Origin of the sequence: Gordonia aquimaris, from assembly GCF_026262595.1 — a bacterium.
GTDB lineage: Bacteria > Actinomycetota > Actinomycetes > Mycobacteriales > Mycobacteriaceae > Gordonia > Gordonia tangerina.
Map to the genome: position 1 here is coordinate 29,415 of NZ_JAPKFM010000015.1, position 23,602 is coordinate 53,016.

21 protein-coding genes are annotated in these 23,602 nt (G+C 67.2%); 9 read left to right on the plus strand and 12 right to left on the minus strand.

Annotated elements, in window-relative coordinates; translation table 11 throughout:
* Window positions 1-8: 8 nt before the first annotated feature.
* Window positions 9-1,151, minus strand: a complete 1,143-nt coding sequence (locus tag OSB52_RS14650) for a glycosyltransferase family 4 protein (RefSeq protein ID WP_266062446.1) — start codon at window positions 1,149-1,151, stop codon at window positions 9-11.
* 126 nt (window positions 1,152-1,277) lie between these two features.
* On the opposite strand from OSB52_RS14650, the gene OSB52_RS14655 reads away from it, so the two are divergent.
* Window positions 1,278-1,886, plus strand: coding sequence for a Type 1 glutamine amidotransferase-like domain-containing protein (locus OSB52_RS14655; RefSeq protein ID WP_266062447.1), 609 nt, complete (start codon window positions 1,278-1,280; stop codon window positions 1,884-1,886).
* Here the strand turns inward: OSB52_RS14655 and OSB52_RS14660 are convergent.
* On the minus strand, window positions 1,838-2,344 hold the full coding sequence (locus OSB52_RS14660) for a DUF3592 domain-containing protein (protein ID WP_266062449.1): 507 nt from the start codon (window positions 2,342-2,344) through the stop codon (window positions 1,838-1,840). The genes OSB52_RS14655 and OSB52_RS14660 overlap by 49 nt on opposite strands.
* 101 nt (window positions 2,345-2,445) lie before the next feature.
* Here OSB52_RS14660 and OSB52_RS14665 point away from each other — a divergent pair, with 101 nt between their 5' ends.
* The 3 genes from OSB52_RS14665 to OSB52_RS14675 all read left to right on the plus strand — a co-directional run bounded on the left by OSB52_RS14665 (window position 2,446) and on the right by OSB52_RS14675 (window position 4,313).
* On the plus strand, window positions 2,446-3,390 hold the full coding sequence (locus OSB52_RS14665; RefSeq protein ID WP_266062450.1) for a hypothetical protein: 945 nt from the start codon (window positions 2,446-2,448) through the stop codon (window positions 3,388-3,390).
* A gap of 142 nt (window positions 3,391-3,532) precedes the next feature.
* Entirely contained in the window at window positions 3,533-3,943 is a 411-nt protein-coding gene (locus tag OSB52_RS14670; RefSeq protein WP_266062452.1) for a hypothetical protein, read from the plus strand.
* 28 nt (window positions 3,944-3,971) lie between these two features.
* Complete coding sequence (locus OSB52_RS14675; RefSeq protein WP_266062454.1) at window positions 3,972-4,313, plus strand: hypothetical protein; 342 nt, start codon at window positions 3,972-3,974, stop codon at window positions 4,311-4,313.
* Window positions 4,314-4,385: 72 nt separating this feature from the next.
* Here the strand turns inward: OSB52_RS14675 and menD are convergent, their stop codons facing one another.
* Window positions 4,386-6,050: a 2-succinyl-5-enolpyruvyl-6-hydroxy-3-cyclohexene-1-carboxylic-acid synthase gene (gene menD / locus OSB52_RS14680; protein ID WP_266062457.1), complete on the minus strand. Its 1,665-nt coding sequence runs from the start codon at window positions 6,048-6,050 to the stop codon at window positions 4,386-4,388.
* 84 nt (window positions 6,051-6,134) lie between these two features.
* Here menD and OSB52_RS14685 point away from each other — a divergent pair, with 84 nt between their 5' ends.
* The 3 genes from OSB52_RS14685 (at window position 6,135) to OSB52_RS14695 (ending at window position 9,460) form a co-directional block, all read left to right on the plus strand.
* On the plus strand, window positions 6,135-6,752 hold the full coding sequence (locus OSB52_RS14685) for a class I SAM-dependent methyltransferase (RefSeq protein WP_266062458.1): 618 nt from the start codon (window positions 6,135-6,137) through the stop codon (window positions 6,750-6,752).
* 220 nt (window positions 6,753-6,972) lie between these two features.
* Complete coding sequence (locus OSB52_RS14690; RefSeq protein WP_235724889.1) at window positions 6,973-8,064, plus strand: AbrB family transcriptional regulator; 1,092 nt, start codon at window positions 6,973-6,975, stop codon at window positions 8,062-8,064.
* Window positions 8,065-8,188: 124 nt separating this feature from the next.
* Entirely contained in the window at window positions 8,189-9,460 is a 1,272-nt protein-coding gene (locus OSB52_RS14695) for a saccharopine dehydrogenase family protein (RefSeq protein ID WP_235724890.1), read from the plus strand.
* 147 nt (window positions 9,461-9,607) lie between these two features.
* Here OSB52_RS14695 and OSB52_RS14700 read toward each other — a convergent pair whose 3' ends face one another.
* From OSB52_RS14700 to OSB52_RS14710, 3 genes are read right to left on the minus strand one after another with little or no spacing between them, the layout of a single operon-like run.
* Entirely contained in the window at window positions 9,608-11,434 is a 1,827-nt protein-coding gene (locus OSB52_RS14700; RefSeq protein ID WP_266062461.1) for a hypothetical protein, read from the minus strand.
* A gap of 42 nt (window positions 11,435-11,476) precedes the next feature.
* Window positions 11,477-12,133 (minus strand): PaaI family thioesterase, encoded by a 657-nt coding sequence (locus tag OSB52_RS14705; protein ID WP_266062464.1) that lies wholly within the window; start codon window positions 12,131-12,133, stop codon window positions 11,477-11,479.
* A 24-nt stretch (window positions 12,134-12,157) separates the two neighbouring features.
* Window positions 12,158-12,316, minus strand: coding sequence for a hypothetical protein (locus OSB52_RS14710; protein ID WP_235724893.1), 159 nt, complete (start codon window positions 12,314-12,316; stop codon window positions 12,158-12,160).
* Window positions 12,317-12,445: 129 nt separating this feature from the next.
* Here OSB52_RS14710 and OSB52_RS14715 point away from each other — a divergent pair, with 129 nt between their 5' ends.
* Window positions 12,446-13,414 (plus strand): 1,4-dihydroxy-2-naphthoyl-CoA synthase, encoded by a 969-nt coding sequence (locus tag OSB52_RS14715; RefSeq protein WP_266062467.1) that lies wholly within the window; start codon window positions 12,446-12,448, stop codon window positions 13,412-13,414.
* Between the two features lie 41 nt (window positions 13,415-13,455).
* Here the strand turns inward: OSB52_RS14715 and OSB52_RS14720 are convergent, their stop codons facing one another.
* Window positions 13,456-14,613, minus strand: coding sequence for an EAL domain-containing protein (locus OSB52_RS14720; RefSeq protein WP_266062469.1), 1,158 nt, complete (start codon window positions 14,611-14,613; stop codon window positions 13,456-13,458).
* A gap of 278 nt (window positions 14,614-14,891) precedes the next feature.
* On the opposite strand from OSB52_RS14720, the gene OSB52_RS14725 reads away from it, so the two are divergent.
* On the plus strand, window positions 14,892-15,806 hold the full coding sequence (locus OSB52_RS14725; protein WP_266062472.1) for a glycosyltransferase family 2 protein: 915 nt from the start codon (window positions 14,892-14,894) through the stop codon (window positions 15,804-15,806).
* A 6-nt stretch (window positions 15,807-15,812) separates the two neighbouring features.
* Here the strand turns inward: OSB52_RS14725 and OSB52_RS14730 are convergent, their stop codons facing one another.
* The 5 genes from OSB52_RS14730 to OSB52_RS14750 are packed head-to-tail and all read right to left on the minus strand — an operon-like array spanning window position 15,813 to window position 23,584.
* Window positions 15,813-17,930 (minus strand): glycosyltransferase, encoded by a 2,118-nt coding sequence (locus OSB52_RS14730; RefSeq protein ID WP_266062474.1) that lies wholly within the window; start codon window positions 17,928-17,930, stop codon window positions 15,813-15,815.
* The gene (locus tag OSB52_RS14735) at window positions 17,930-19,573 is read right to left on the minus strand and encodes a LamG domain-containing protein (protein ID WP_266062475.1); all 1,644 of its coding nucleotides are present in this window, start codon (window positions 19,571-19,573) and stop codon (window positions 17,930-17,932) included. Before OSB52_RS14735 ends, OSB52_RS14730 begins: the two co-directional genes overlap by 1 nt.
* Entirely contained in the window at window positions 19,570-21,078 is a 1,509-nt protein-coding gene (locus OSB52_RS14740) for an O-antigen ligase family protein (protein ID WP_266062477.1), read from the minus strand. Before OSB52_RS14740 ends, OSB52_RS14735 begins: the two co-directional genes overlap by 4 nt.
* Window positions 21,075-22,826: a WecB/TagA/CpsF family glycosyltransferase gene (locus OSB52_RS14745; protein WP_266062478.1), complete on the minus strand. Its 1,752-nt coding sequence runs from the start codon at window positions 22,824-22,826 to the stop codon at window positions 21,075-21,077. Before OSB52_RS14745 ends, OSB52_RS14740 begins: the two co-directional genes overlap by 4 nt.
* Entirely contained in the window at window positions 22,823-23,584 is a 762-nt protein-coding gene (locus tag OSB52_RS14750; protein WP_266062479.1) for a YveK family protein, read from the minus strand. Before OSB52_RS14750 ends, OSB52_RS14745 begins: the two co-directional genes overlap by 4 nt.
* Between the last annotated feature and the right edge of the window lie 18 nt (window positions 23,585-23,602).

Below are 23,602 nucleotides of genomic sequence, written 5' to 3' on the forward strand. Positions count from 1 at the left end.
GGCGGGACTCAACCTGCGAGGGTCCGCACCTCGTCGAGTCCGGTCACCGCGCGGTAGTGACCCAGCAGTTCGTCGCACACCGCCGGCCAGGTCCGCGCCCGCACCGCGCTCAGCGCGGCCCGACCCATCTCCGCCCGCAACGTCGCGTCCCGCAGGACATCGATCACCGCCGGCAGCCGCTCGGTGAACTGGTCGGGCGGCAGCAGATAACCGGTGCGGAACTGCGACACCAGGTCGCGCGGCCCGCCTGCATCGGGGCCCACCACCGGCAGGCCGCTGGCCATGGCCTCCTGGATGGTCTGGCAGAACGTCTCGTGCTCACCCGCGTGGGTGAAGACGTCGAAACTCGCATAAGCCCTGGCCAGCGCGGCGCCGCGCAGCTCCCCGGTGAACACCGCGTTGGGCATCAGCGTCGCCAGCCGGGACTGTTCGGGCCCGTCGCCGACGACGACCAGTTGCACGGACGGATCGTGGGCCACGGCGGCGAGTCGTTCCACGTGTTTCTCCGGCGCCAATCGTCCGACGAACCCGACGACGAGCCGACCGCCGCCGGCCCAGGCCGCGCGGAGGTCGGGGTCGGTGTGCGCCGGATCGAACTGTTCGATGTCGACACCCCTACCCCACCGGAACAACCGCGGAACACCCCGCTGGCCAAGGTCTTTCATCGTCTCGGTGGACGGCGCCAGGGTACGGTCGCACATCTCGTGCAGCCGGCGGGTGTAGCGCCAGGCCAAGCGTGAGGTGATGGCCAGGCCGTAGCTGGCGGCGAACCCGGCCACGTCGGTCTGGAACACTGCCACGGTCGGGACATCGAGCCGGCGCGCGGCGACGGCACCGGCCGCGCCGATCACGAACGGCGACGCCAGGTGCACCACGTCGGGCTCGACGTCACGCAACGCCCGGTACAGCGCCGGGGTGGGCACACCGATCGGCAGCGACGTCACCTTGGGCACCATCACCGACGGCACCAGGTGCACCGGGGTGCTGCGGCCCACCATCCGCGGCGCCGACAGCTCGCCACGCGGTGTGTCCGGCGCGATCACCACGACATGGTGTCCGGTGCGTTCGAGGTGGTCGACCACCCGCAGGACGGAATTGACGACTCCGTTCATCTGCGGCAGGAAACTCTCGGCGACGATCGCGACCCGCATGCCGCCATCCTCCGCCCGGCGTCTTGCGCGGTTGGTCCGAACACGTGACCACGTCCCGAAGATCGGGTGAACGCATCCGACACGGCGCCCTCGGTTGTTTCCCCGGGCGTCGGGCACACTTCAGACGTGGCCGACCTGTTGTTGCTCAGTCGCTGGCTGGGTGCCGTTCCCGAATTCGTCACCGGCCGCGGTGGCGCGCGGATCGGGTTCATCCCCACCGCGTCGTCGATCTACCCCGACCGCGCCTGGGTGGACCTCGACCGCAGGACGCTGCGCGAGCAGGGGTTCACCGTCACCGACATCGAACTCGAAATCCTGTCCGCATCGGAGACCGCGGCCGCGCTCGACGATGTGGACGCCGTCTTCGTCTCCGGCGGCAACGTGTTCCACCTGCTCTCCGTCCTGCGCCGCACCGGTGTCGACCGCCTGCTCACCGACCGAGTCCACGCCGGGATGCTGTATCTGGGTGCCAGCGCCGGGGCCTGCGTCGTCGGCGCCGACATCGAACCGCTCGGCCTGCTCGACGATCCAACCGAAGCACCAGATCTCACGTCGACGACGGGCCTGGGCTGGATCGACGAGGTGATCGTGCCGCACGCCGACGGCATCGTGTCCGGCCGCGCGGTCGTCGACGAGCTGCGCATCCGTTACGGCAGCCGGTTCACGTTGCGAATGCTCGCCGACGATCAGGCGTTGCTGGTCTCGGGTTCCGAACGTTCGGTCATCTCGTCCTGATCCGGCTCGTCGTGATCGGACTCGGCCCGGGCGCGCCGAGCGTTGCGCCGCCGGTTGATCTCGGCAAGCAACACCATCACCACACCCACGATCAGCCAACCGACGACGATGATCGACAGCGCCGGGACGATGGCCAAAGTCCAGCTGCGGCCTGCGGGCCGCGCCAGGTCGGGGTTGGTGACGTCGTACTCGACGCTGATCCGCTGGCCCTGCGTCAGCTCGGTGGGATACAGCAGGCCGAGGCGGGGGCTGTGGAAGTCGCCGTCCGGGGTCTGGAAATTGACTGCGGCGTGCAGCCGGTCGGCGGAGACGACGTCGGCCATCACCGTCGCCATGTTCTCGTCGATCTGTGCGTCATTGCGGTGACACCCGGCGACCAGCACCAACGCCATCGTGGTGACCACCATGCCCAACAGCACCAAGACGTACTGGGTGCGGCGCAGGATGGTCGGGTTCACGAATGACAGACTAATGGTTGTGATCAGCAGCGACGTACACTGCGTGGGGAATCGCAGGGTCGTTCGATTCCAGACATCTGATATGACGCCGGGGAAAAGTCATGGTCACGTTTGCTGAGCTCCGCGATGCTCGACCCAACCTATGGGAGTCTGCTGCTGACGACATCCTCGACGTCAGCAAACAGGCGGAACGCACGGCAGACAACATTCATGCCAACGGCGTCGATCCGTTGGTGGATCACTGGCCAGATCACACCGGCACGCTAGCCCGCGATTCCTTGGCGAGCTGCGCCAGTAGAATGGTCAACGCCGGAATCTTGGCGCGCGGGGTTGCGACAGCACTCGACACTCTGGAAGACGCGATCGGTATCGCCCAACGAATGCTGGTGTCTGCGACCACCTTCGCTACCTCCAGAAATCTCACCGTAGATGAGAACGGCACGGTCGCTGTTCCCGATGACACTTCGGCCGAAGACTACTCCCGCGCGATTTTATGGCGAGACGAGGCTCAGTCCATGATCGACGACGCTGTCGAGGCTGCTTCTCAGGCGGACCGGTCGTGTCTCGACGCGATCACCGCATGTAGCGTCGACCCGGATTCCGTGTCATCGGACACTGCTCGCGAGAAACAGGCGCAAGCGGTGCAGGCAGCCTTGAAGGAGATGCGAAACCTGTTGCCGGACGGCCAACCGCCAGAGGAAGTGCGGCGCTGGTGGGCAGGGCTGACACCTGAGCAGCAGCTGCAACTTAAACGCGCGGTGCCGGTTGAGCTCGCCGATCTTGATGGCCTATCAAAGGACGTTAAACGCGAACTTACCGACAGCGGCCGCGGGTACGACCCGGTAGAGACAGTTCGGTTTGCCATCGCAAACGCTGAGAACGACGAGCTAGACATCTTTGGTTCAATTCTGACGCCCAGCGGGAGTTCTTCCTCAGTAACGGCGGGCAAACAGTCGGCTTGGATCAGGCGATGCCCGGAGACGTCGTCTATTCCAACTATGCGCAGCCACATGAATCAGGCGACTTCAGCCACCACGCAGCGGTAGTGACAGGAGTGCTGCCAGACGGTCAGGTGCTGTACACCCAGCACACCCCCGGTGCAGCAAATTACAGCGTGCAGGATCGACTCCCGATGATCGAACAGGGCGAGGGCGCGCAAACGATCACGATCGTCAGGCCAAAGGAGACATGGTGACCCTGCATCACGACCGAACCAAGAGCTCACGAGTGGTTATGCTGCCAGCCGCTGCAACGGCCCTGATCTCCATTGCAGCGGCGCTCGCCAGTATTGTTGTGCTACAACACGAACGCGACATTTGGGTGGAGCAGGCCGTGAAGGCTGGTTGTCGCGACCTCCAACCGCTTCCGTCGGCAACACTTTTCGGGGGACTGGCAATCGTTCTCTCGATACTTGCGTGTGCGGCGATCGTGGCCGGGTGGACACGGAGTTCTCCACCGACATGGCTGGTTCTGATCGCACTCGCCATGCTCGTCGTCGCCGCTGGGTTGGCGCTGTATGGCATTGTGACCGTCATCGATGCACCGTCTTCGCCCTACCACGGAGTTGATGGGAGCGGGCTTCCGTGCGGCAGCGGCTAGCGATGACAGCAAGTACGGAAGGCAGGAGATGACCGACCGAATCGACATCAATCCATCTGGTGTCAAGAACGCTGGCGCCATCATCGAAAATGAAGCCGGTGAGGCACGTGCTGGGCTGTTAGCACTATTCGACTCTGCCCAACCGGCGACCGACGGAAATGACGGCTTTGCCACGGGGCCTGCGCTCGTGGCGTTCGCCAACAGCATGCGGTCGGAACTCGACTCGACAATCAACGAATTGCAGTCGACTGGCCAGCGTATCGTCGCAGCTGCCAACCGGATCAAGAGCACCAACGACGCCACTGCCGAGGGGATCAGCCGCATTGCGACATCCTTGAACGGACTTGGCAATCAGCCCTTGCCAGGTTGACGCCTCCCAACATCCGCGCCGCCGCAGTTTCTCGCCGCCGTCCTGCTCCCTACCGCAACCGTGCCGCGGCAACTAACGCAACCGCGCGGCGATCGCCGCGTGCACGGCGCGCAGGCGGTCGCGGTCGGTGGGCACCTCGATCACTTCCACACCACCCGCGGGCGCGTCCTCGGCCAGCACCGACGACAGCTCGCCGATCGACACCCGCCGGTGCGGCACGTGGAATCCGGCGCACAAGGATGCCAGGTCGGCGGAATGCGGCGTGCCGAAGACCCGCTCGTAGGCACCCGAATAGGCGCCTGTGTTGTAGCGCGGATCGCCCTGCTCGAGCAGACCGAAAATGCCGCCGCCGTCATCGTTGGCGACGACGATCCGCAACGAGGACGGCCGCGGCTCGCCCGGTCCGATGACCAGACCGGTGGCGTCGTGAATGAAGGTGAGGTCCCCCATCAGCGCGATGGTGTGCGCACCCGGCGACGACCGGTCCAGCGCGAGCGCCGCACCGATGGCCGTCGAGTTGGTGCCGTCGATCCCGGCGACGCCCCGGTTGGACAGCACGCGCACCCCGTCGGTCACCCGGCCGGCCAGCGCGACGTCTCGGATGGGGTTGCTGGCGCCGACGACGAGCTGATCGCCGGGCCGCATCGCCGCACTCACCACCCGCGCGACATGCAGTCCGGTGGTGGCGGCCGGGTCGTCGAGCATGCCGTCGAGTTCCGCGTCGACCGCCCCCAGCACCCGTTCCTGCACGTCGGCGCACTCCTTGAGCCACTCCTCGCGCGGCTCGCCGGTCGGCTGCACGCGGGTGCCGGTGGCGTAGACGTTGCCGGACACATCGGGCCAACGTGGGCCGGTGGTGAGTGCATACACCGTCACATTCGGGTCGGCCAGCAGGCGCGACACCCCGCGATGCAGTGTCGGCCGCCCGCAGATGATCGCCTGCTGCGGGTGGATGGAGTCCAACGCCAACGGGTGCAGCGGCGTGTCGGCGTGCGGTGCGGTCGGTTCGGCGACGGTCGGAATGCCGGCGAGCGCCGGATGCACACCCGAGCCGTGCCCGGAGACCACCACCGTGTCCAACGAGAGGTCGATGGGCAGCGGGACGTCGAGCTTGCCGACGGGCGCCTGCGTCCATGGCAGGCCCTCGGGCCGCCCGGCGAAGGCACCCAGATCATCGTCGGTGGCGTCCGGGACGAGCGGTTCGCGCAGCGGGATGTCGAACTGCACCGGGCCCGCGTTGCCGGTGCGCGCACCGCGAGCCGCCGCGAGCACACGGCCGACGGCCGAGCGCCACTGACTGTTGGTGTCGAGATCCTGTTCGGCCAGACCGAGGCTGATGGCCGCACGCACCTGGGTGCCGAAGATGCCGAACTGTTCGACTGTCTGGTTCGCGCCCGAACCCAGCAGCTCGTAAGGCCGGTTGGCGCTGACCACCACCAGCGGCACGCGGGCGTAATTGGCCTCGAACACCGCCGGACCCATGTTTGCCACCGCGGTGCCGCTGGTCATTACGATCGGCACAGGCTGCCCCGACGACACCGCCAATCCGAGCGCCAAGAACCCCGCCGACCGTTCGTCGATTCGCACATGCAGCCGAAGTCGACCCGCGACGTCGGCCGCGTGCAGGGCGAACGCCAACGGGGCGTTACGCGAACCCGGGCACAGCACGGCCTCGGTCACGCCGCAGCGGATCATCTCGTCGACGATCACACGCGCCTGCAGAGTCGAGGGATTCATCCCTCCAGCCTAGGACGACACCCGATCTCCTACGCACGGCGTAAGGACATGGTGCCCGTCACGTCATCGGCGCACCATGGAGTCATGGGCTTCTACGAGGACAGAATCCTGCCGTACCTGATCAACATCACCTGCGGCATGAAGGACACCCTGCCGCTGCGCAGCCGCACCTGCGCGGGCTTGTCGGGAGAAGTGGTCGAGCTCGGCTTCGGCTCGGGCCTCAACGTGCCGTTCTATCCGGAAGCCGTCACGCGGGTCGCGGCGATCGAACCATCCAACACCGGGTGGAAGATCGCCGCCGACCGCGTCTACGCCTCGCCCGTGCCGATCGAACGGGCCGGACTCGACGGTCAACGACTCCCCTTCGACGACGACACCTTCGACGCGGCCCTGAGCACCTACACCCTGTGCACCATCCCCGATCTCGCCGCCGCACTCGCCGAGGTCAAGCGCGTCGTGAAGGACGGCGGCACCCTGCACTTCCTCGAGCACGGCAACGCTCCCGACGAGTCGGTCCGTAAGTGGCAGCGACGACTCGAGCCGATCCAGAAACGCGTCGCCGGCGGTTGCCACCTCACCCGCGACATCCCGGCCGCCCTGCGCGACGCCGGCCTCACCATCACCACCCTGGACACCTTCTACGAGGAACACACCCCCAAACCGATGGCAGCGATGAGTCTCGGCGTCGCGCAAGTGGGCTAGCCACAAGTGATCTCGATCTCGACAAGCTCGATCCGGCGGATACGCCACTCACTTCGTTCGCGGCTACTCGATCACCGGCTGACGACCGCTGGTCGATCTCGACACGTAACTCACTTCGTTCGTTACTACTCGATCCAAGGAGTAGCCGAGGAGCCTGCGACGAGGCGTATCCGCCGGATCGAGCTCGTCGAGATCGAGACCACCCCATATCCTCGACCGAGTGCGTCGTTGGATACTGCTGGCCGTCCTGACCGCAGCCGCGACGTATCTTCTCGAACTTCTCGATGTGGACGCCGCGGCGTTGTTCGCGGCGCTCGTCGTCGCCGGGATGCTGGCGATCGCCGGATTCGCGCCACCGTTGCGCAGGTCGCGTGACACCACCGACGACGACCCGGAAGACACCGATCCACCGGCCATCCCGCGGCCGATCATGCACACCGCCCAGGGTGTGCTCGGTGTGTTCATCGGCACCATGGCCGAGCCCGAGACGCTGTCGGGGCTCGGGTCGTCGTGGTTCCCGGTGCTGGTGATCGGCCTCGGCACACTCGCGCTGTCGGTGGCCGGTGGCGCGATGTTGGGCCTGCACCGCCTCGTCGACCCGCTCACCGGTTCGCTGGCGCTCGTCGCAGGTGGGGCGTCCGGGCTCGTCGCATTGACCCGCGAGTTCGGCGGCGACGAACGCATGGTCGCGGTGATCCAGTACCTGCGGGTCGCGCTGGTCACCATCACCATCCCGCTGGTGGCCTCGCTGGTGTTCGACGCACAGTCGACGGCGGTGCACGAGGCGCCGCCGAGCGCCACCGATCAGGGGTGGGGCCTCGTACTGCTGGCGGTGTGCTTGGGTATCGGCATCCCCGTCGGACGACTGGTCCGGCTGCCCGCGGCTGGGCTCCTCGGTCCGATGGCGCTGGCCACCGTCGCCGAACTCACCGGCCTGGCCGGCGACGCCGCGGTCTCCACGATCCTGCTCACCGTCGCCTACGCGATCATCGGCTGGCAGGCCGGCCTCGGCTTCACGATGGACCGCCTACGGGCCATCGGCCGAGTGCTGCCGGCCGCGTTGGTGCTGATCCTCGCGATCGGCGTCGGCTGCGCGCTGCTGGGAGTGCTGCTGTCGGTGTGGACCGGCGAGTCGATGTTCGACTGCTACCTAGCCACCACCCCGGGCGGCATCTACGCGGTGCTCGCCGCGGCGACCGCCGCCGGCGGCAACGTCGCGTTCGTGGTGGCCGCGCAGATCCTGCGGGTGTTGCTGATGCTGTTCGTCGCCCCGTTCGCGGCCCGCGCAGCCGCCCGACGACTCGCCTCGTGAGTTACAGCTGCAGTCTCAGCGGTCACCCGAGACAATAGTTGTCGCGGGCGGTTGCCGGCACCGCAGTGAGATACGCGCCGGTCGGCCCTCGACCCGTTCCGGTCGGCTGTCTAGAGTCGAGACCATGAACGGGGAGCCCAATTCGACCAGTGCCCGCGAGTTCGATGTCGTCGTGTTCGGTGCGACCGGCTTCGTCGGCGAACTCACCGCCCGCTATCTGGCCGAGCACGCGCCACGCGGCACCAAGGTGGCGCTGGCCGGCCGGTCGGAGACCAAACTGGCCGCCACCCGCAAACGACTACCCGCACGCGCCCACGACTGGCCGCTGATCGTCGCCGATTCGTCGTCGCCGAGTTCGCTGGACGCGATGGTCGCCCGCACCCGCGTGGTGTGCACCACCGTCGGCCCATACCTGCGCTACGGCGAGGCGCTGGTGGTGGCCGCCGCGAGCGCCGGCACCGACTACGTGGACCTCACCGGCGAGGCGCCGTTCGTGCACTACTCCATCAACAAGGCACACGAGACCGCGCAGGCCACCGGCGCGCGGATCGTGCACTCCTGCGGCTTCGATTCCGTGCCGTCGGATCTCGGTGTGTACCTGCTGTACAAAAAGATCGCCGACGACAACGCCGGTGAGCTCACCGACACCACCTTCGTGGTCAAGTCATTCAAGGGCGGCATCTCCGGCGGCACCTTCGATTCGGTGCGGGTGATGGCCGAAGAGTCGCGCAACGCCGAGACCCGTCGCCTGGTGCTCAACCCGCATTCGCTGTCCGGGGAGCCCGGCAACACGCCGCGGCCGGCCATCAAGTCCGAACCCAGCGACATGTCGATGATCTCGGCCAAGAAGGTGGATCCGTCGATGAGCGGCACTCTGGCCCCGTTCTTCATGGCCGCGTCCAATACCCGCATCGTGCGGCGCACCAACGCGTTGTTGGACAACGCCTACGGCGAGGACTTCCACTACGCCGAGACGATGTCGGTCGGCCGGATTCCGGGTGTGTCCACGGTGACCGCCGGAGCGGTCGCGGTCGGGACCGGAGTCTTTTTGGGCGCCATGAGTTTCGGGCCGACCCGCAAGCTCCTCGACCGACTGCTACCCAAGCCGGGCGAGGGACCGAGCGAAAAGGCCCGCGAGAAGGGTTCTTTTGTCACCGAGACGTATACCACCACCCCCAGCGGCCGCCGCTACCGCTCGACGATGCGGATGTCGGGCGACCCCGGCTACAAGGCCACCGCGGTGATGCTCGGCGAGAGTGCCCTGTCGTTGGCGCTCGAACGGGATCGCCTGTCCCCCTTGACCGGTGTACTCACCCCGGCCGCAGCGATGGGCGAGGTGCTCACCCGGCGGCTACAGGACGCGGGAGCGACGCTCGAGGCAGTCGAACTCACCTGAGTGCGACACCTCCGCACCGGAGTGAACCCCGCCAAACGTCACCACTGATCCCTGAGGAGCGAGCCGAAGGGCCCTTCGTGACGGGCCTTTGCATTGCGAGGTACTCACGGCTTCCGCGCCCAACGCAGCCACCCGGGGTGGCTGGTGTCAGACCCGCGTCAGCGGCGGCAGCTCATCCTGCGGTACATTGTCGACCTCGGTCACCACGGTGTCGTCGCCACTGTTCAGCGCGACGAAACTGCCGTAGAGGCGCGGCTTCCCGTCGTCCCGCCCGCCGACGACGCGCTCCCCTTGCACCGAGGTGAGGGCATAGCCTCCCTCGTCGAGTTCGATGGTGTGCGCACCGCCGGCGGGCACCACGTAGAAGTTGTTCTGAGGCACCAGGTTTCGGTCGGCGGTACCGCTGAACACGATGATCGCGATGTCGCCGTCACTGTCGTTGTGGATGGTCACACCGCTCGCATCGGTGGAGTAGTAGACGCCGTCCGCGGCGCCGTCGGCGCCCACCGCGTCGAGCGGCCACAGGATGCCGGTCGCGAGCCCCTCGGACGGATCCCAGAACTTGTTGTCGGGGTCGACGATCGGTTGATCGGCGTCGCGGATCGCGGCGCCGAACGGATTGAAGTTCTGGCTCAGCGTCGAATCATCCTGCACCACAACCATTCCGTAGATGATGGCGCCACCTTCGGCGTCCCGCTCGCCCTGCACGACGTATCCGGAGATGTCGCCGCCGGCGTCGATGGTCGTCGACTCTCCGGCCGGCACCAGGTACAGCCCATCGCCGTGCGGCACGTTGTATTGGTCCACCGCGATCACCGCGACGTCGGTGTCACCGGTGTTGGTGAACGTGATGGTGTCTGCATCCGCATCGTAGGTGTAGGTGATGTCGTCGGCGTCGGCGATGCGATAGTTGTCGCCGATCAGCACCTGGAAGTCGGACGGGTCGTAGAAACGGTTGTCCGGGTCAATCATCCACCACTGCAGCCGCGCGGTGAGCACGTCGAAGGCCTGCGCGATCAGCGAGTCGTCGGTGTCGTCGACGGCCGGGTTGGCGTCAGCCGAGTCGACCAGGGTGCCCACCACACTGGCGGCGGGCACCGTGACCCGATCCCCGGGATTCAGCAACCCGAGCAGGTCACTGCCGTCGCCGCGGCTGCGACGCAGGAAGGCACCCCCCGCGGCGAGGCTCTGGTTGAGGAAGATCAGACCGCCGGCGCCGACGTCGCCGGCGAAACCGTAGAACGCGCCCGGACGCGGCCTCTGCTGCTCGGGCGGCTCCGTGTCGGCGCCCGCCGACACCGCGGCCGCCGTGCCCGGCTCGCCGATGACCTCGCCGATCACCCGCGCCGCCTCATCACCTACCGCGCCGTCACCTACCGCGTCTTCCGTCGGAGCGTCATCGGTGGCCGCGCGGTGACGTCCCGTCGCGGGCTCATCGGCGCGGTGGCGCCCGGTCGACTCGTCATCCGCGCGATGGCGGCCCGTCGGCCACGACCAGGTCGGAACCTCTCGAGCGGTGGTCGGTTCGTCGACCTCGGTGGACGGGGTTTCCGTCGCGGAGTCCGGCGCCTCGGCGGGCTCGGACGTCTCCGGAGCCGCGGTCTCCGACGGAGGCTGCGTGGTTCCGGTGGTCTCTTCGGACGGCGCCGACTCGTCGTCATCCGTGGTTTCTGTGGTAGCACCGTCGGACTCCCCGGCCGGCGGTGCGGTGGTCTCGGTCGGCTCCCCACTTCCCGAGTCCCCTGCTCCTGACTCCCCGGTACCCGGCGGTGCAGTCGTGGAAGGTGAAGTCGTGGAGGGGGCCGTCGTGGAGGTGGCGCTGGCCGCACCGTCGTCGGCGCTCGGGGATGCCGGTTCGGTGCCGGTGAGTTCGTCGGCAACCGCGGCCCCGACGGGCGCGGCCATCAGCAACGCGGCGGCGATCCCGGAGGAGGCGACGATGACCCGAGTTCGTCGGACTCTCTTGACTGACATACCGGTGGATCGCTCGCCGATGCCGGATCGTTACCGAAACCGCTACTGCTGCCCCGGATCCAGCTTGATGAACAGGGCATCCATCTCGGCACACAACCGATCGCCGTCGTGCAGGGTGCCCTTGATGAACACCTTGCGCCCGTCCACTTTCTCGGCCCAGGTATGCGCCTGCAGCGGCGTGTTGAGCGGGGTGATCGACCGGTACTGCACGGTGAGATAAGCCGTGCGACTGACACCCTGGATGGCCACCGCCGAGGCGTAACCGCCCAGGTCGTCGAAGGCGACGGCCACGTGACCACCGTGCGCGGCCTTGTTGCCGCCGAGGTGGAAGTCACGGAAGGTGACCGACGCGAACACACCGTCGTCGTTGACCTCGGTCACCTCGAACGGGGGCAGCGTGATGTTGCCGCGCGCCGGGAGGTCGATGCGGGTGCCCGACGGCGAATGCCACTCGTCGATACGGACGGCGGCGAGCTTGGCGTTGATCTTCTCCAGATCGGCGATCAGTTCGTCGGCCAACTCCGGCGTCGGGCAGGCGTAGCGGACGTTGTCCATCAGGGTGCGCGCCTGCTCACTGAACTCCCCGTAGCGGGGCCCGCCACGTTCGGTGGTGATGGCGGTGTGCGCCCGGAACCCGCCCTCGTGCGGGTCCTCCCCGATCTCGGTGGTCGACTCCGGGCTGGTTGAACCGTCACTCATGGATCAACCGTATAGAACGGCCGTTCACCCGTCGCGACGTGATCCCGGCGGATCGACGTGCGGTATCGGCTCGGGCTTCTCGTTGCGGTCGCGCAGCCACACGGAGCGACCGATCACCAACGCAAGCACCACCGCCACCGTGACCCACACGGTGAGGATGATCGCGACGATGACCCAGCCCACATGTCCAGGATGCCACGATCGCGGCAGAAACCCCGCCGACTAGGGCATATCGGTCGGTACCACTGCGGTCACGATCCGCAGAAGGGCGTCGAGACACAACTCACGGACCCGACCACTTAGGCTCGATTCATGACTGACGCCGGTTCCGCGACCTCCCAGAACCCGTTCGATCCCACCCAATGGGCTCCGGTGCCGGGTTTCGACGAACTCACCGACATCACCTACCACCGGCATGTCGGCGAAGGCCGCCGGCACGGGATCGTGCGCGTCGCCTTCGACCGGCCGGCGATCCGCAACGCGTTCCGCCCGCACACCGTCGACGAGCTGTACCGGACGCTGGATCATGCGCGGCGCTCCCCCGACGTCGGCACGGTGCTGCTCACCGGCAACGGCCCGAGCCCCCGCGACGGCGGTTGGGCATTCTGCAGCGGCGGTGACCAGCGCATCCGCGGGCGCTCCGGTTATCAGTACGCGTCCTCGCACGATTCAGATGTGACCGCGGCCGGCGCCGAGGGCGTCGACGAAGCCCGGGTGAAGGCCGAGGGTGGCCGGCTGCACATCCTGGAGGTGCAACGCCTGATCCGGACGATGCCCAAGGTGGTGATCGCGGTGGTCAACGGCTGGGCCGCCGGCGGTGGGCACTCGCTGCATTCGGTGTGCGATCTGACGTTGGCATCACGCGAGCACGCCCGTTTCAAGCAGACCGACGCCGACGTCGGCTCCTTCGACGCCGGCTACGGCAGCGCGTACCTCGCCAAACAGGTAGGCCAGAAGTTCGCGCGCGAGATCTTCTTTCTCGGCGAAGCCTACGACGCGGACACCATGCACCAGATGGGTGCGGTCAATCGGGTTGTCGCACATGCCGACCTGGAGGAGACCGCGATCGACTGGGGACGCAAGATCAACGGCAAATCACCGACGGCGCAGCGGATGCTGAAGTTCGCGTTCAACCTCACCGACGACGGCCTGATGGGTCAGCAGGTGTTCGCCGGTGAGGCCACCCGGTTGGCCTATATGACCGACGAGGCCGTCGAGGGTCGGGATGCCTTCCTGCAGAAGCGCTCTCCGGATTGGGATGCGTTTCCCTACTACTACTGAACCGATGCGCGGCCGACGATGAGCACGCTCGACGCGCCGCGTCACCGCGGGTGCGGCGACGGGTGCCCAAACAGATACCCCTGGGCGAACTGAAAACCCAACTCCTGCAGGGCCGGTACCACGCTCTCGTCCTCCACGCCTTCGGCAACCATGCCGATGCCCGTCGACTGCGCGACGTCGCGGATGGCATGGACCAACGCACCACTGGCCGAGTCATCGAGGATCCCGTCGATCAACGTCTTGTCCACCTTCACCACATCCACCGGGAGGTCTCTCACGTAACGCAACGCGGAGAACCCGCTACCGAGATCGTCGACGCAGATAATGCAACCGATCTCGTGGAGTTGCGCCACAGCGCGCTCTGCCGGGGTGCCGAGTTCGACGGCCTCGTTCTCCCTGATCTCGATCCACACCTGTTCGGGATCCACGGCATTCGCCTCGATGGTGTCCGCCACGTACGCGGTGATGGCGGTGTCCCACAACTGTTGGGCCGACAGGTTGAGCGACACGAAGGCGTCCGCGCCGACCGTCGGTACCACCTCTGTGGCCAGCGTCCGGATGGCGTCGTCGATCGAGTGTCTGCCGATGGGCACGATCAATGACGTGTCCTCTGCCACGGCGAGAAACACCTCGGGCGACAACAGTCCGGCCTCGGTGTGCCACCGCAGCAACGACTCGTATCCGACGGTGCGGCGATCCGACAGCGTGACGATCGGTTGGTAATGCAGGACGAAGTCGTCCCCGTCGGACTGACTCAGTCGGGTGGCGATGTCGACATCGCTGCGGATCTGCTCCGCTGTCCCCGAATCGGCGAACACCACGGTGTGGCGTCCCACGATGGCAGTCGACAGCGCAGCGTCGGCACAATCGATGACGGCTCGTCCCGTCACCGCTTCGGGCAGTTCCGCTCCGACCGCGACACCCATGCAGATGTCGAGAAATCGGCCGGAGTCACCGTACTCCAGCAGACGCGACTCGAGGTGGCCGCGCGCGGCGTCGACCAGCCCCGCCAGGCCGACGTCGGACTCCGAAAGCCAGATCAGCCATTCGAACGCCGACCGTTGCTCGAATCTCGCCGCGGGGATCACCGCCCGCAACACTTGATCGACGAACTCGTCGGCGACCACCGCCGCCTCCGCTCGCCCGTACGCCACCGCAGCCCGGTGATATGGGTCTGCAGCCACCGCGATCGCGGTCATCGCCGCATATCCATTTTCCGTCACCGGCGTCCCCGTCCCTGTATCCTGGCCCCGGTCAGCCAGTCCACCCAGTCTAAGACCTGTCCCCCCAAATTGGGGACATCGTCTCTGCTGTTGTTCTTGTGAATGGTACGCATTTTGGTTGACTCTCAACGAATCACGCACGGCGATGGTGCAGCTGGTCACGTGGACGTACACGTCAACAAATCTCGGCGCCCGCACGCTATGATCGGTGCGGAAATCACTGGTTCATCGATGCAGCCCAGACGGAGGTCGAAGTGCAGCGTCTGAGTGTTTGCGTACCATTGTTCAACAGCGCGGACACCGTTGCGAAATGCCTGGAAAGCGTTCTGTCGCAGTCCTACAGCGATTTCGAGTGTCTGGTGGTGGACAACGCCTCCACCGACGACACGGCCGAGCGGGTGCGGGATTTCGACGACCCGCGGATTCGGTTGGTACGCAACGAACACAACGTCGGGCTGGTCGGCAACCACAACAGGTGCATCGAGCTCGCCCGCGGCGCCATCGTGCAATTCGTCCACGGCGACGACTGGCTGCTGCCCCACTGCCTCGAGCGACTGCTCCCGTTCTTCGACGACCCGAACGTGGGTCTGGCTTTCGCCCCGCGCACCGTGGAAAGCGAAGACACCGAATGGAAAGCACAGTTTTCGCGACTCGAGACACCCTTGGCTCCCCTCTCGACGATCAACGACGGCCAGGAGTTGATCCGCCGGCACCTCGATGCCGGGGGTGGCGGCAACCCGGTCGGTGAACCCACCGCCGTGATGGTGCGACGCGAGACGCTGATCGCGGCCGGCGGATTCCGCGCCGACGTACCGCAGTTGCAGGACATCGACGCGTGGCTGCGCGTCATGGCCCTCGGTGACGTCGCCTATGTGGACGAACCGTTGACCGTGCGATGGCACCATGCCGGCTCGGAGACCGACATCCACCAGGGCGCGCCCTCCATCGACCGGATGTGGGTGATGACCGGGTTGATGCAGCGCCCAGAACTCGACACATCGGTGCGCAGACACGCGTTCAACCTGTGGTTGCGGTCATTGCGGCATGTCCCCGAAGACGTCATGCGCAATCCCAGGGACCAGCGTCGGACGTTGCTGACACGACTCGGCCGGCAGTTGGCCGCCACGGCCCGGCGTACACCGCTGACGTTCAGCGACAGCACATCCTGACCCGCCTCACCCGCGCAGTATCGACGAGAGCACCGGCCCGATGGCGCGCCACTCCAGCGACTGCTGCGCCGCGACGACGGCGCGACGGAAACCGTGGTTGCGCTCCGGCTCGTCCATTGCGGTGAGCGCGTCGGCCAGGGCAACCGGATCCCGCGGCGGCACGACGATTCCGATACCGAGCGCCCGTACCGTCTCACCGAGCCCACCCACGTCGGAGACGATCACCGGCACCCCGTACTCGATCGCCGTGTGCAGCACGCCGCTCTGCGCTTCGAAGTCGGTGTAGGGCAGCACGACAGCGTGCGCGCGAGCGAACAGCTCCGGTACCCGTTCGGGTTCGACGAAACCGTCGAACCATTCGATCCGACGATCCCGATCGACGGCATCGTCGATGACCCGCCGCACCGAGTGCTCGGCGCGACCGGCGATCGCCAGTGCGCTCTCGCCCGCGTACTTCGCGTAACCCTGCACGAGGATGTCGACCCCCTTGTTTTCCCGGATCTCACCGAAGAACAGAAACGTCGGCGCCCCGGCCGCCGACGAATCGGCACCCGATGCGACCGCGATGCCATGCGGGACCACACTCACCCGCGCAAGTCCGTAACGTACGCCGGCAACCTCGCGGTTTCCTTCCGTGTGCACCAGCACCGCGTCGGCCGCCCGCAGCCCTGCGCCGGTCAACCATTCGTCGACGGTGTCGACCGTTGATCCGGTGTAATCGTGGCGACGTATATTGTGCAGCCGCACCACCACTCGTCGATCACGCAGCCGGGACAGCCACACCACCAGGGGCAGCGTGAAACGTTGGATCTCCTCCAGCAGGACGACATCGACGTCGCGGGCGCGCCACAGGAACAGGCAGAACGCCATGTCGTGGCGACGCCAGGGTCGCGCGCGCTCGGCCACCCATCGCCACGTCGATCCCAAATCTGATCTCGGCCGTTGCGCCGGTATCGCCACGGGCTGGCTGATCCGGTCGGAGACGAAGCGGCCCTCGAGGTCTGGGCGGCGAGGCCAGATGAACCGGATGTCGTCGCCCGAGTCGAGAACACCGTCGAGCGCCTTGCGCACGTATTCCGGATGCCCGCCGGATGCGGTAGGAGCGAACACCGCCACCGTGGTCGACGCACCTGCGCCGGCATCGCCACCCGACCGCACAGCGCGGCGGTGCGAGCATCGCACCGAGCGGCGCGCGACCGCGTGCAGCAGCGCCGTGCGCACGCCGTCGAGCAGGCCGGCGAGCGCGGCGCCACACTCGGCGGCGCCGCCCCGCCATCGGCGTTCCCGCGCCGGCCGCAGGAGCTGGCCGACAGTACGTTTCGCTCCGTAGCCGACCAGCAGCGACAACAGCCCCATGTGCGCGGCGAGCACCACCGTGCGGTTGCGGTTCATGTAGCGGTGGTAGACGGCGCCGTGCTGTTCGCCGACGTGGGTCTGCGAGCCGCCTTCCTCGTGCCACACGCGAGCGCGAGGCGCCACGGCCAGCGCCACACCGCGCGCCTGCCAGCGCAGGGCGAGATCGGCGTCCTCCCAATACAGGAACAGCCGCTCATCGAATGGCTCGCTGCGCCATACCCGCAACGTCGTCGCCATCACCGCACCGCTGAGAAATCCGGTGAGGTACGCCGCACCGTCCGGCGCCGGCGGCGGCTGCCCATAGCCACGGTGACTGACCACCCCGCGCCGCAGGTCGATGTCCCCGCCGGCGAACCAGACCACCGGAACCGTCGGGGCGCCGGTGACGATGACCGGTGAGACGACGCAGTCGGGGCCCATCTCGTCGAGCGCATCGGACAAGGCGGGCAGGCATCCCGGCTCCATCCAGGTATCGGGGTTCAGCACGCACAGCACCTCATCATCGGCGAGGTCGGCCAGGTGCCGGGCGATGATGTTGTGTCCGCCACCGAAACCCACATTGCGCGGACTCCGGAGCACCCTGACGTCAGGTTGGCCCGCAGTGGCCTCCGACAACGCGTGCCACTCCGCGTCGTCGCAACTGTTGTCCAGGACGGTCACCGACGCCGCCCCGTCGGCCATGAGCTGCGGGAGCAGCACGGTCAGGTAGGAAGAGGTGAAGTAGTTGACGATCGCCACATGCGGGGCGCGCCGTCTGCGGTCGGTCATCAGTTCCTCGGCTCGAACGACCGCCACACCGCGATCACGTCGTCCTGCCGCACCCGGCCGTTCTCGGTCATGAGCCCGTACTCGTCATTGATCAACCCCCACTGGTAGACACCACGAACACGATCCGACGAGTTCGCCAGGTTCTCGATACTTCGGTACACACCCACCCGATCGGCGTCCTCGTCGCGGCTGGCCCCCGCCTCACCGAACACCAGCGGAACATCGGTCGCCAGCTCATAGGGTGCGAGAAAGTTGCTGCCGGCCCGGATCATCGGCGGCCGGTACACGTGGATGTCGAAGAAGTCGACGACTTCACGCCATCGACTCATCGCCGCCCGGTCGGTGATCTTGTCGATGAGTTGCCCGGTGTGAATGTCCGACACCGACAGCGGAAGGTTCGTCTCGCTGCGAATCGTCGACGCCCATCGGGCGATGAACCCGAACGCGACGGGTTCGGGGAGTTGCGGATAGATCACCGACACCTCGTTGCACAGGTCGACGGCCACCACGTTGGGATGCCGCGACAACCCACGCGCAATCGTCCGCGCCATCGACTCCACCTCCCCCAATCGGTCCAGCGGTGTGTGCCGGAGATCGAGCAGGCAGTAGTAGACGGTCAGCCCTCGTCGCCGACAGTAGGTCAGCAGTTGATCGAGGCGGCGAAGGTAGGTGGCGGCATCGATCCGGCCGAGCAGCACGGCGCCGACGTCGCCGATGATCCGGATCGACCGTGAACCCACCTCGATCGCCAGATCGATCGATTCGCGCACCCACGGCCAATCCCAGCGGCTCCAGAAGTTCTGCCAGGCAGATCCGTTCACGATGTCGGTGGCACGCGGCACTACGGAGCTCCCCTTGAGTCCGGTCGGAACCGGGGCTGCGGCGCTCACCCGGCCGCCGATCAGCGGGACGATCCCGACCTCCCACCGCGCGCCCAGCGAGTCGAAGTTGCGCCGCAGGGTCGTACCCGACACGGCGTGATCCCAGTAACGCAGCTGATGCAGCACCCCGGCGAAGGACCGGTTGTCACCGTCGGCGCCCAGGGACAGCCGCCGCACCGCCTGCAGGCCGATGCGGTCGGTGAAGCTCGCCACGTACGCGCCGTTGAGGAATCCGTATGCGGTGCGCGAGGAATCGAAGGTCATCGCGAAAGCGCACGGACGCAGCGTGATCGATGGATCGCGGATCCGCATCAGCTCGGTGGTCCGCGACCACACGGCCAGCGTGTCGGGTGCGGCGAGCACCACTCTCAGTTCGTTGTTCCGGGCGTCGGTCAGCGCGCAAATCGTTCCGGTTGCTCCGCTGCGCGCGTCGACCACCACCATCAGACCGAATTCGGTCAGCGTCGGCAACTCGTCGGCCACCATTGCATCCGTGGGCGAGAACCGCCAACCGGTCGCCGCCGGCCGGGGCACCGTCGAGTTCGCCACCTGGGCCGGACCACCCACCCCGCCCGCGACCTGATTTCTGATCATCGAAATCCCGTCGACGCGATCCAACGATGCCTGCGTACCGTCGAGGTCGAGGATGCGGGTGGGATCGTTCGGCTCGGTGACATCACGTGCGGGCAGCGCACATCCGACGACGGCAGCGGGAACCGCACCCGCGGCGAGTTGTAGGAGCCGGCGCCGGGTGATCCTCACCACGCCGCACCCGTCCGGATCGCCACCGGCGCCGTCTGCGGCCCCTTCTGCGTTTGTCCGCGGGCGTATCTGGCGATCGCATAGCCCAGCAGGCAGCCGAAGACGATGGAGCCGCCGTGGTCATTCGGCATGGGGGAGACCGCGATGACCGCGGCCAAGCCCGCCGTGGTGGCGGCGACCGCAATGCTGGGGCCGTCGCGCCAGCGCCGGATCACCACCGGCAGAATGCAGATGGCGAGCACTCCGATGAATGCGACCAACCCCAGCAGGCCCGTCTTGGTGCGCAGCCAGCCGTAGTAGTTGTGTGCATACAGTTGGCCGTCGTTGGCCGCGAACTCGTCGGCCGCGCCCATCGGCGGCTTGTACCGGAAGCCGAGCCCGTTGCCCACAATCTCCTTGTCGCCGACGCTTTCGGTGAGATAGCGGTTCTCCTGACGTCGGTCCTGCGTGGACGAGTCGACCGCCTGCGTCGATTGGTCGAGCCCGGCGAGGACCCGATGGGAGTAGCCGGACACCTGGCTCTGCGCCCACTGGCCGGCACCCAGGGCGCTCGCGCCTACGAATGCCAGTCCCAGCGCGGCCGCGAGCACGGCGACGGTCACCGATATCCGCACCACCACCCTGGTGAGCATCCCGTTCAACGCGGCAGCGACCAGCACGACTACAAACATGATTGCCAGCCCCAGGAACACATTGCGCGAGAAGCTGAAGAAGTCGACCACCACCGCAGGTATCAGCAGAGCACTGATCAGCTTTGTACGGCCGGCGCCGACGAGCAGCATCGCCACCGCGATCAACGTGACGGCCAGCGCCAACGGGGTGGTGGAAGTGAGCAGACGGTGCGCATCCGACCCGCCGGCGACCAGGCGACCCGTGACGGTGTAGAGCTGCGCGGCCTCCTCGCGCCCGGCCAAGGCGAAGCCGGTGACCGACGACACGAACATGGCGAAGGCCGACACCGACAGGGTGAACAACAGCGCGGGCACATACCGGCCCACCTCACCGATGCCCACGATCACCGCCGCAACGAACACCGCCCCGGCCAGCGCCACCGCCGGCCGCACGTCGTAGGTGATGTCGCGGATAGCCAACCCCGACACCACCCCGTGTGCCGCCGCGACCACCAGCGACATCACGAACACGGCAAAGGCGATCGCCGCCGGCGACACCATCATTCGACGTCGGAGAGTCCCGGCCGAACGAAGCCGGTAACCGGCGTAGATCACGGCGGCCACCAGCGCACATTCGTGGAAGTAGACGAACAGCCCGCCGACGCGGATACCGTCGGGAACCGATGCCGGCACGGTGATGAAGGTGATCACGATGACCGCGTGCACAACGGTGGCCGGTCGGCGCCACACGCAGGCCGCCACCGCCACGACGGACGCGATGGCCACCGCCACCTCGACATTCCCCGTGCCCAGCGGCACCAGCACGGCGAGAAGCGCACCACCGGCCAGGGCGACCCATCGCAGGTCCCCAAGTGCCGGTGCTGCACTGCTCATGTCGGCGCCAGGATGTCGTCGACGAGAGTCAGCCACCGCTCGGCGACGGCGGGTTCGGAGAGGCGTTCACGTACCGCCTGCACACCGGCGTCCAGAGACTTTCGGGTGGCCTCCTCATCGAGGCTCCGCACCGAGTCGGCCAGACCACGTGCGTCGTCGACCTCGAAGACCAGCGCAGCACCCGCCTCCGAGACGAATCCGTGGGCGGGGATTGCACTGACCACCAACGGAACCGAACAGGCGACGCCTTCGAGCAGCACCATCGGCATGGCCTCCCATCGCGACGGCAGGATGAGCGCGGATGCACGCTCCATCATCTTCCTGACCTCGGTGTTGGGTTGCGGTCCGGCGAATACCACCCGGTCCTCGACGCCGGCCGTCCGCGCCCGCGACTCGAGTTCGGCGGTCAGCGGCCCCTCGCCCACCAGGGTCAGGGTGCGGCCCGGCAGGAACTGCAGGGCATCGATGGCGGTGGACACCGATTTCTCGGCGGAGTGCCGCGCCACGATCAACAGGTCCACCTCGCGGCGCCGGGCCGCAGCGCCGTAGGCAGCCAGCGGGACAGGGTTCTCGATCACCACTCCCCGATCGGCGTCGGGACGCACCGACGGCGAGACGAAGACCTCTTCGTCGATCAGTTCCCTACGCACACCGAGCGAGTACACCTTCGCCGCCAGTCGCGGATACCGCTCGATCGGCCAGTGATGCACCGCCACCACCTTCGGGCGTTGCGCCGGCCGCAGCGACATCGACATGAGGATGACGGCGGCAATGGCGTAGTGGGTGTGCGCGATCACCACGTCGCGTCCCCGCATCAGGTCGCGGAGCTTGCGCAGCATCGCCATCAGCGCGCGCGGCGAGCCCGGCCGGGAGTCGGCGAGGCACCGTGAGCGGCTGAACAGGTCACTGCCGGATTTGTTGTACAGGAAGTACGACCGGAAGCCGGCGGTAGCGCTGGCCTGATTCTCGATCCACCACGACAAGGTCTGTGCACCCGCCCGTTCGAGCTGGGTGACGACCTGCACGACGTCTGGTTCCTCGACCGTGTCCCGGTGTACGAAGAAGCGTTTGTCCTCGTGCAGCCGCAGTCCGCACGACTCGAGCCGGCGGGCCACATTGCGCAGCCGCACCGCGGCGACGAACGGTTCGACGGTGTAGCGTCCGGCCAGGCGTCGCGGCTCGTGGAGCAGCCGCCACAGCCATCCGAGCCGCAGTGCGTGCACCATCGGCGGAAAGTAATTCTCGGCGTGCGCGAGTTGGTCGAACCAGCCTCCGGCGGTGTATATTTCGACGCCCTGGAGATCGTCACGCAGGCGAACCGCGATCCGGTCCTGCGCCGGTGACCCCATGCCGAGCACGATGACCGTTACACCGGATGCCCGCAGCCGCTGCACGAGTCGCGAATGGTCGGCGACGCCGTCGTACCCGTCGACGGCGAGCACCACACCGGAGAAGCGTTCGGCGGCGGCTCTCGCGATGCCGGGACCGCCACCGACGAAGGCGATCGTCCGCCCCTCCCGATGCCGCTCCCGCAGGATGGCAGGCAGGTCGAGGTCGGCCGAGGACCTGGTGACCGATGCGCCCTGCAGGCCCAGCAGCAGTTGCAGGAACGTGCCGTCCACACCCACCTCGTCGGCTTGTGCCACCGCGTCCCAGTCGGCGACCAGCGCGCTGTGGTGGTTGAGCCAGGTCGTCACCGTCGACTCCGGGGTGATCGGCAGGTCGATGGCGGTTGCCTCACTTGTCATGACCGTGCGTCCTCTCGGTCCAGGGGCGAGTGCCCGTTCGGCCAGGAATGACCGTTGAGCTCGTCGGTCTTCGGTTCGTCGGCCTGCAGATGTTTTCCACCGGAGTCGGTTTCGGAATCACCGGAGTCTGTGGCGCCCTCGCCGAGCAGGCGTTCGACGCGACCCCATCCGATGACGACCGCGGCCGCCAGCAGCAAACCGGCCAGCAGTCCGATGCCGAGGTTGCGCCCGGTGTTCGGCGACGACGGTCCTTCGGGGGTCAACGGTTCCTGCAGGATGCGCAGCGCCACGATCGGACCGCCACCATCGTCGGGTGAGTCTCCCCACCGTGCGGCCTCCACGAGCTGCTGGCAGACCTCACGGCTCAGTCGGACTGCCTCGGCGGCCGAGCCACCGGTGACGCTCACATCCATGGCCACCGACTGTGGTTGGGTCTCCACACTGATCCGGGACTGCAGTTCCGGAACGCTCATGTCCAGCCCGAGCGAGGCGATGGTCTTCTCCGAGACCCGGTCGCTGAGAGCAAGATCCCGATAGGACAGCACGCGGTCCTGCGCCATCAGTGAGCCCTGGTAGGACTCCCCCGGTGTTCCGCTCGCCGCCGGCGACGCGTAGAGCAGGCACACGGCGGTGTACTCGCGGGTCGCGGTCGCGTTGCCTACTGCGGCGGCGGCCACGCAGAGCAGGCACACTGCCGCCGCGACAATCCATTTGAGACTGCCCTTGCGCATTGCGCGGTACAGGTCACCACGATTCATGGCTGTGCCTCCTCTGAC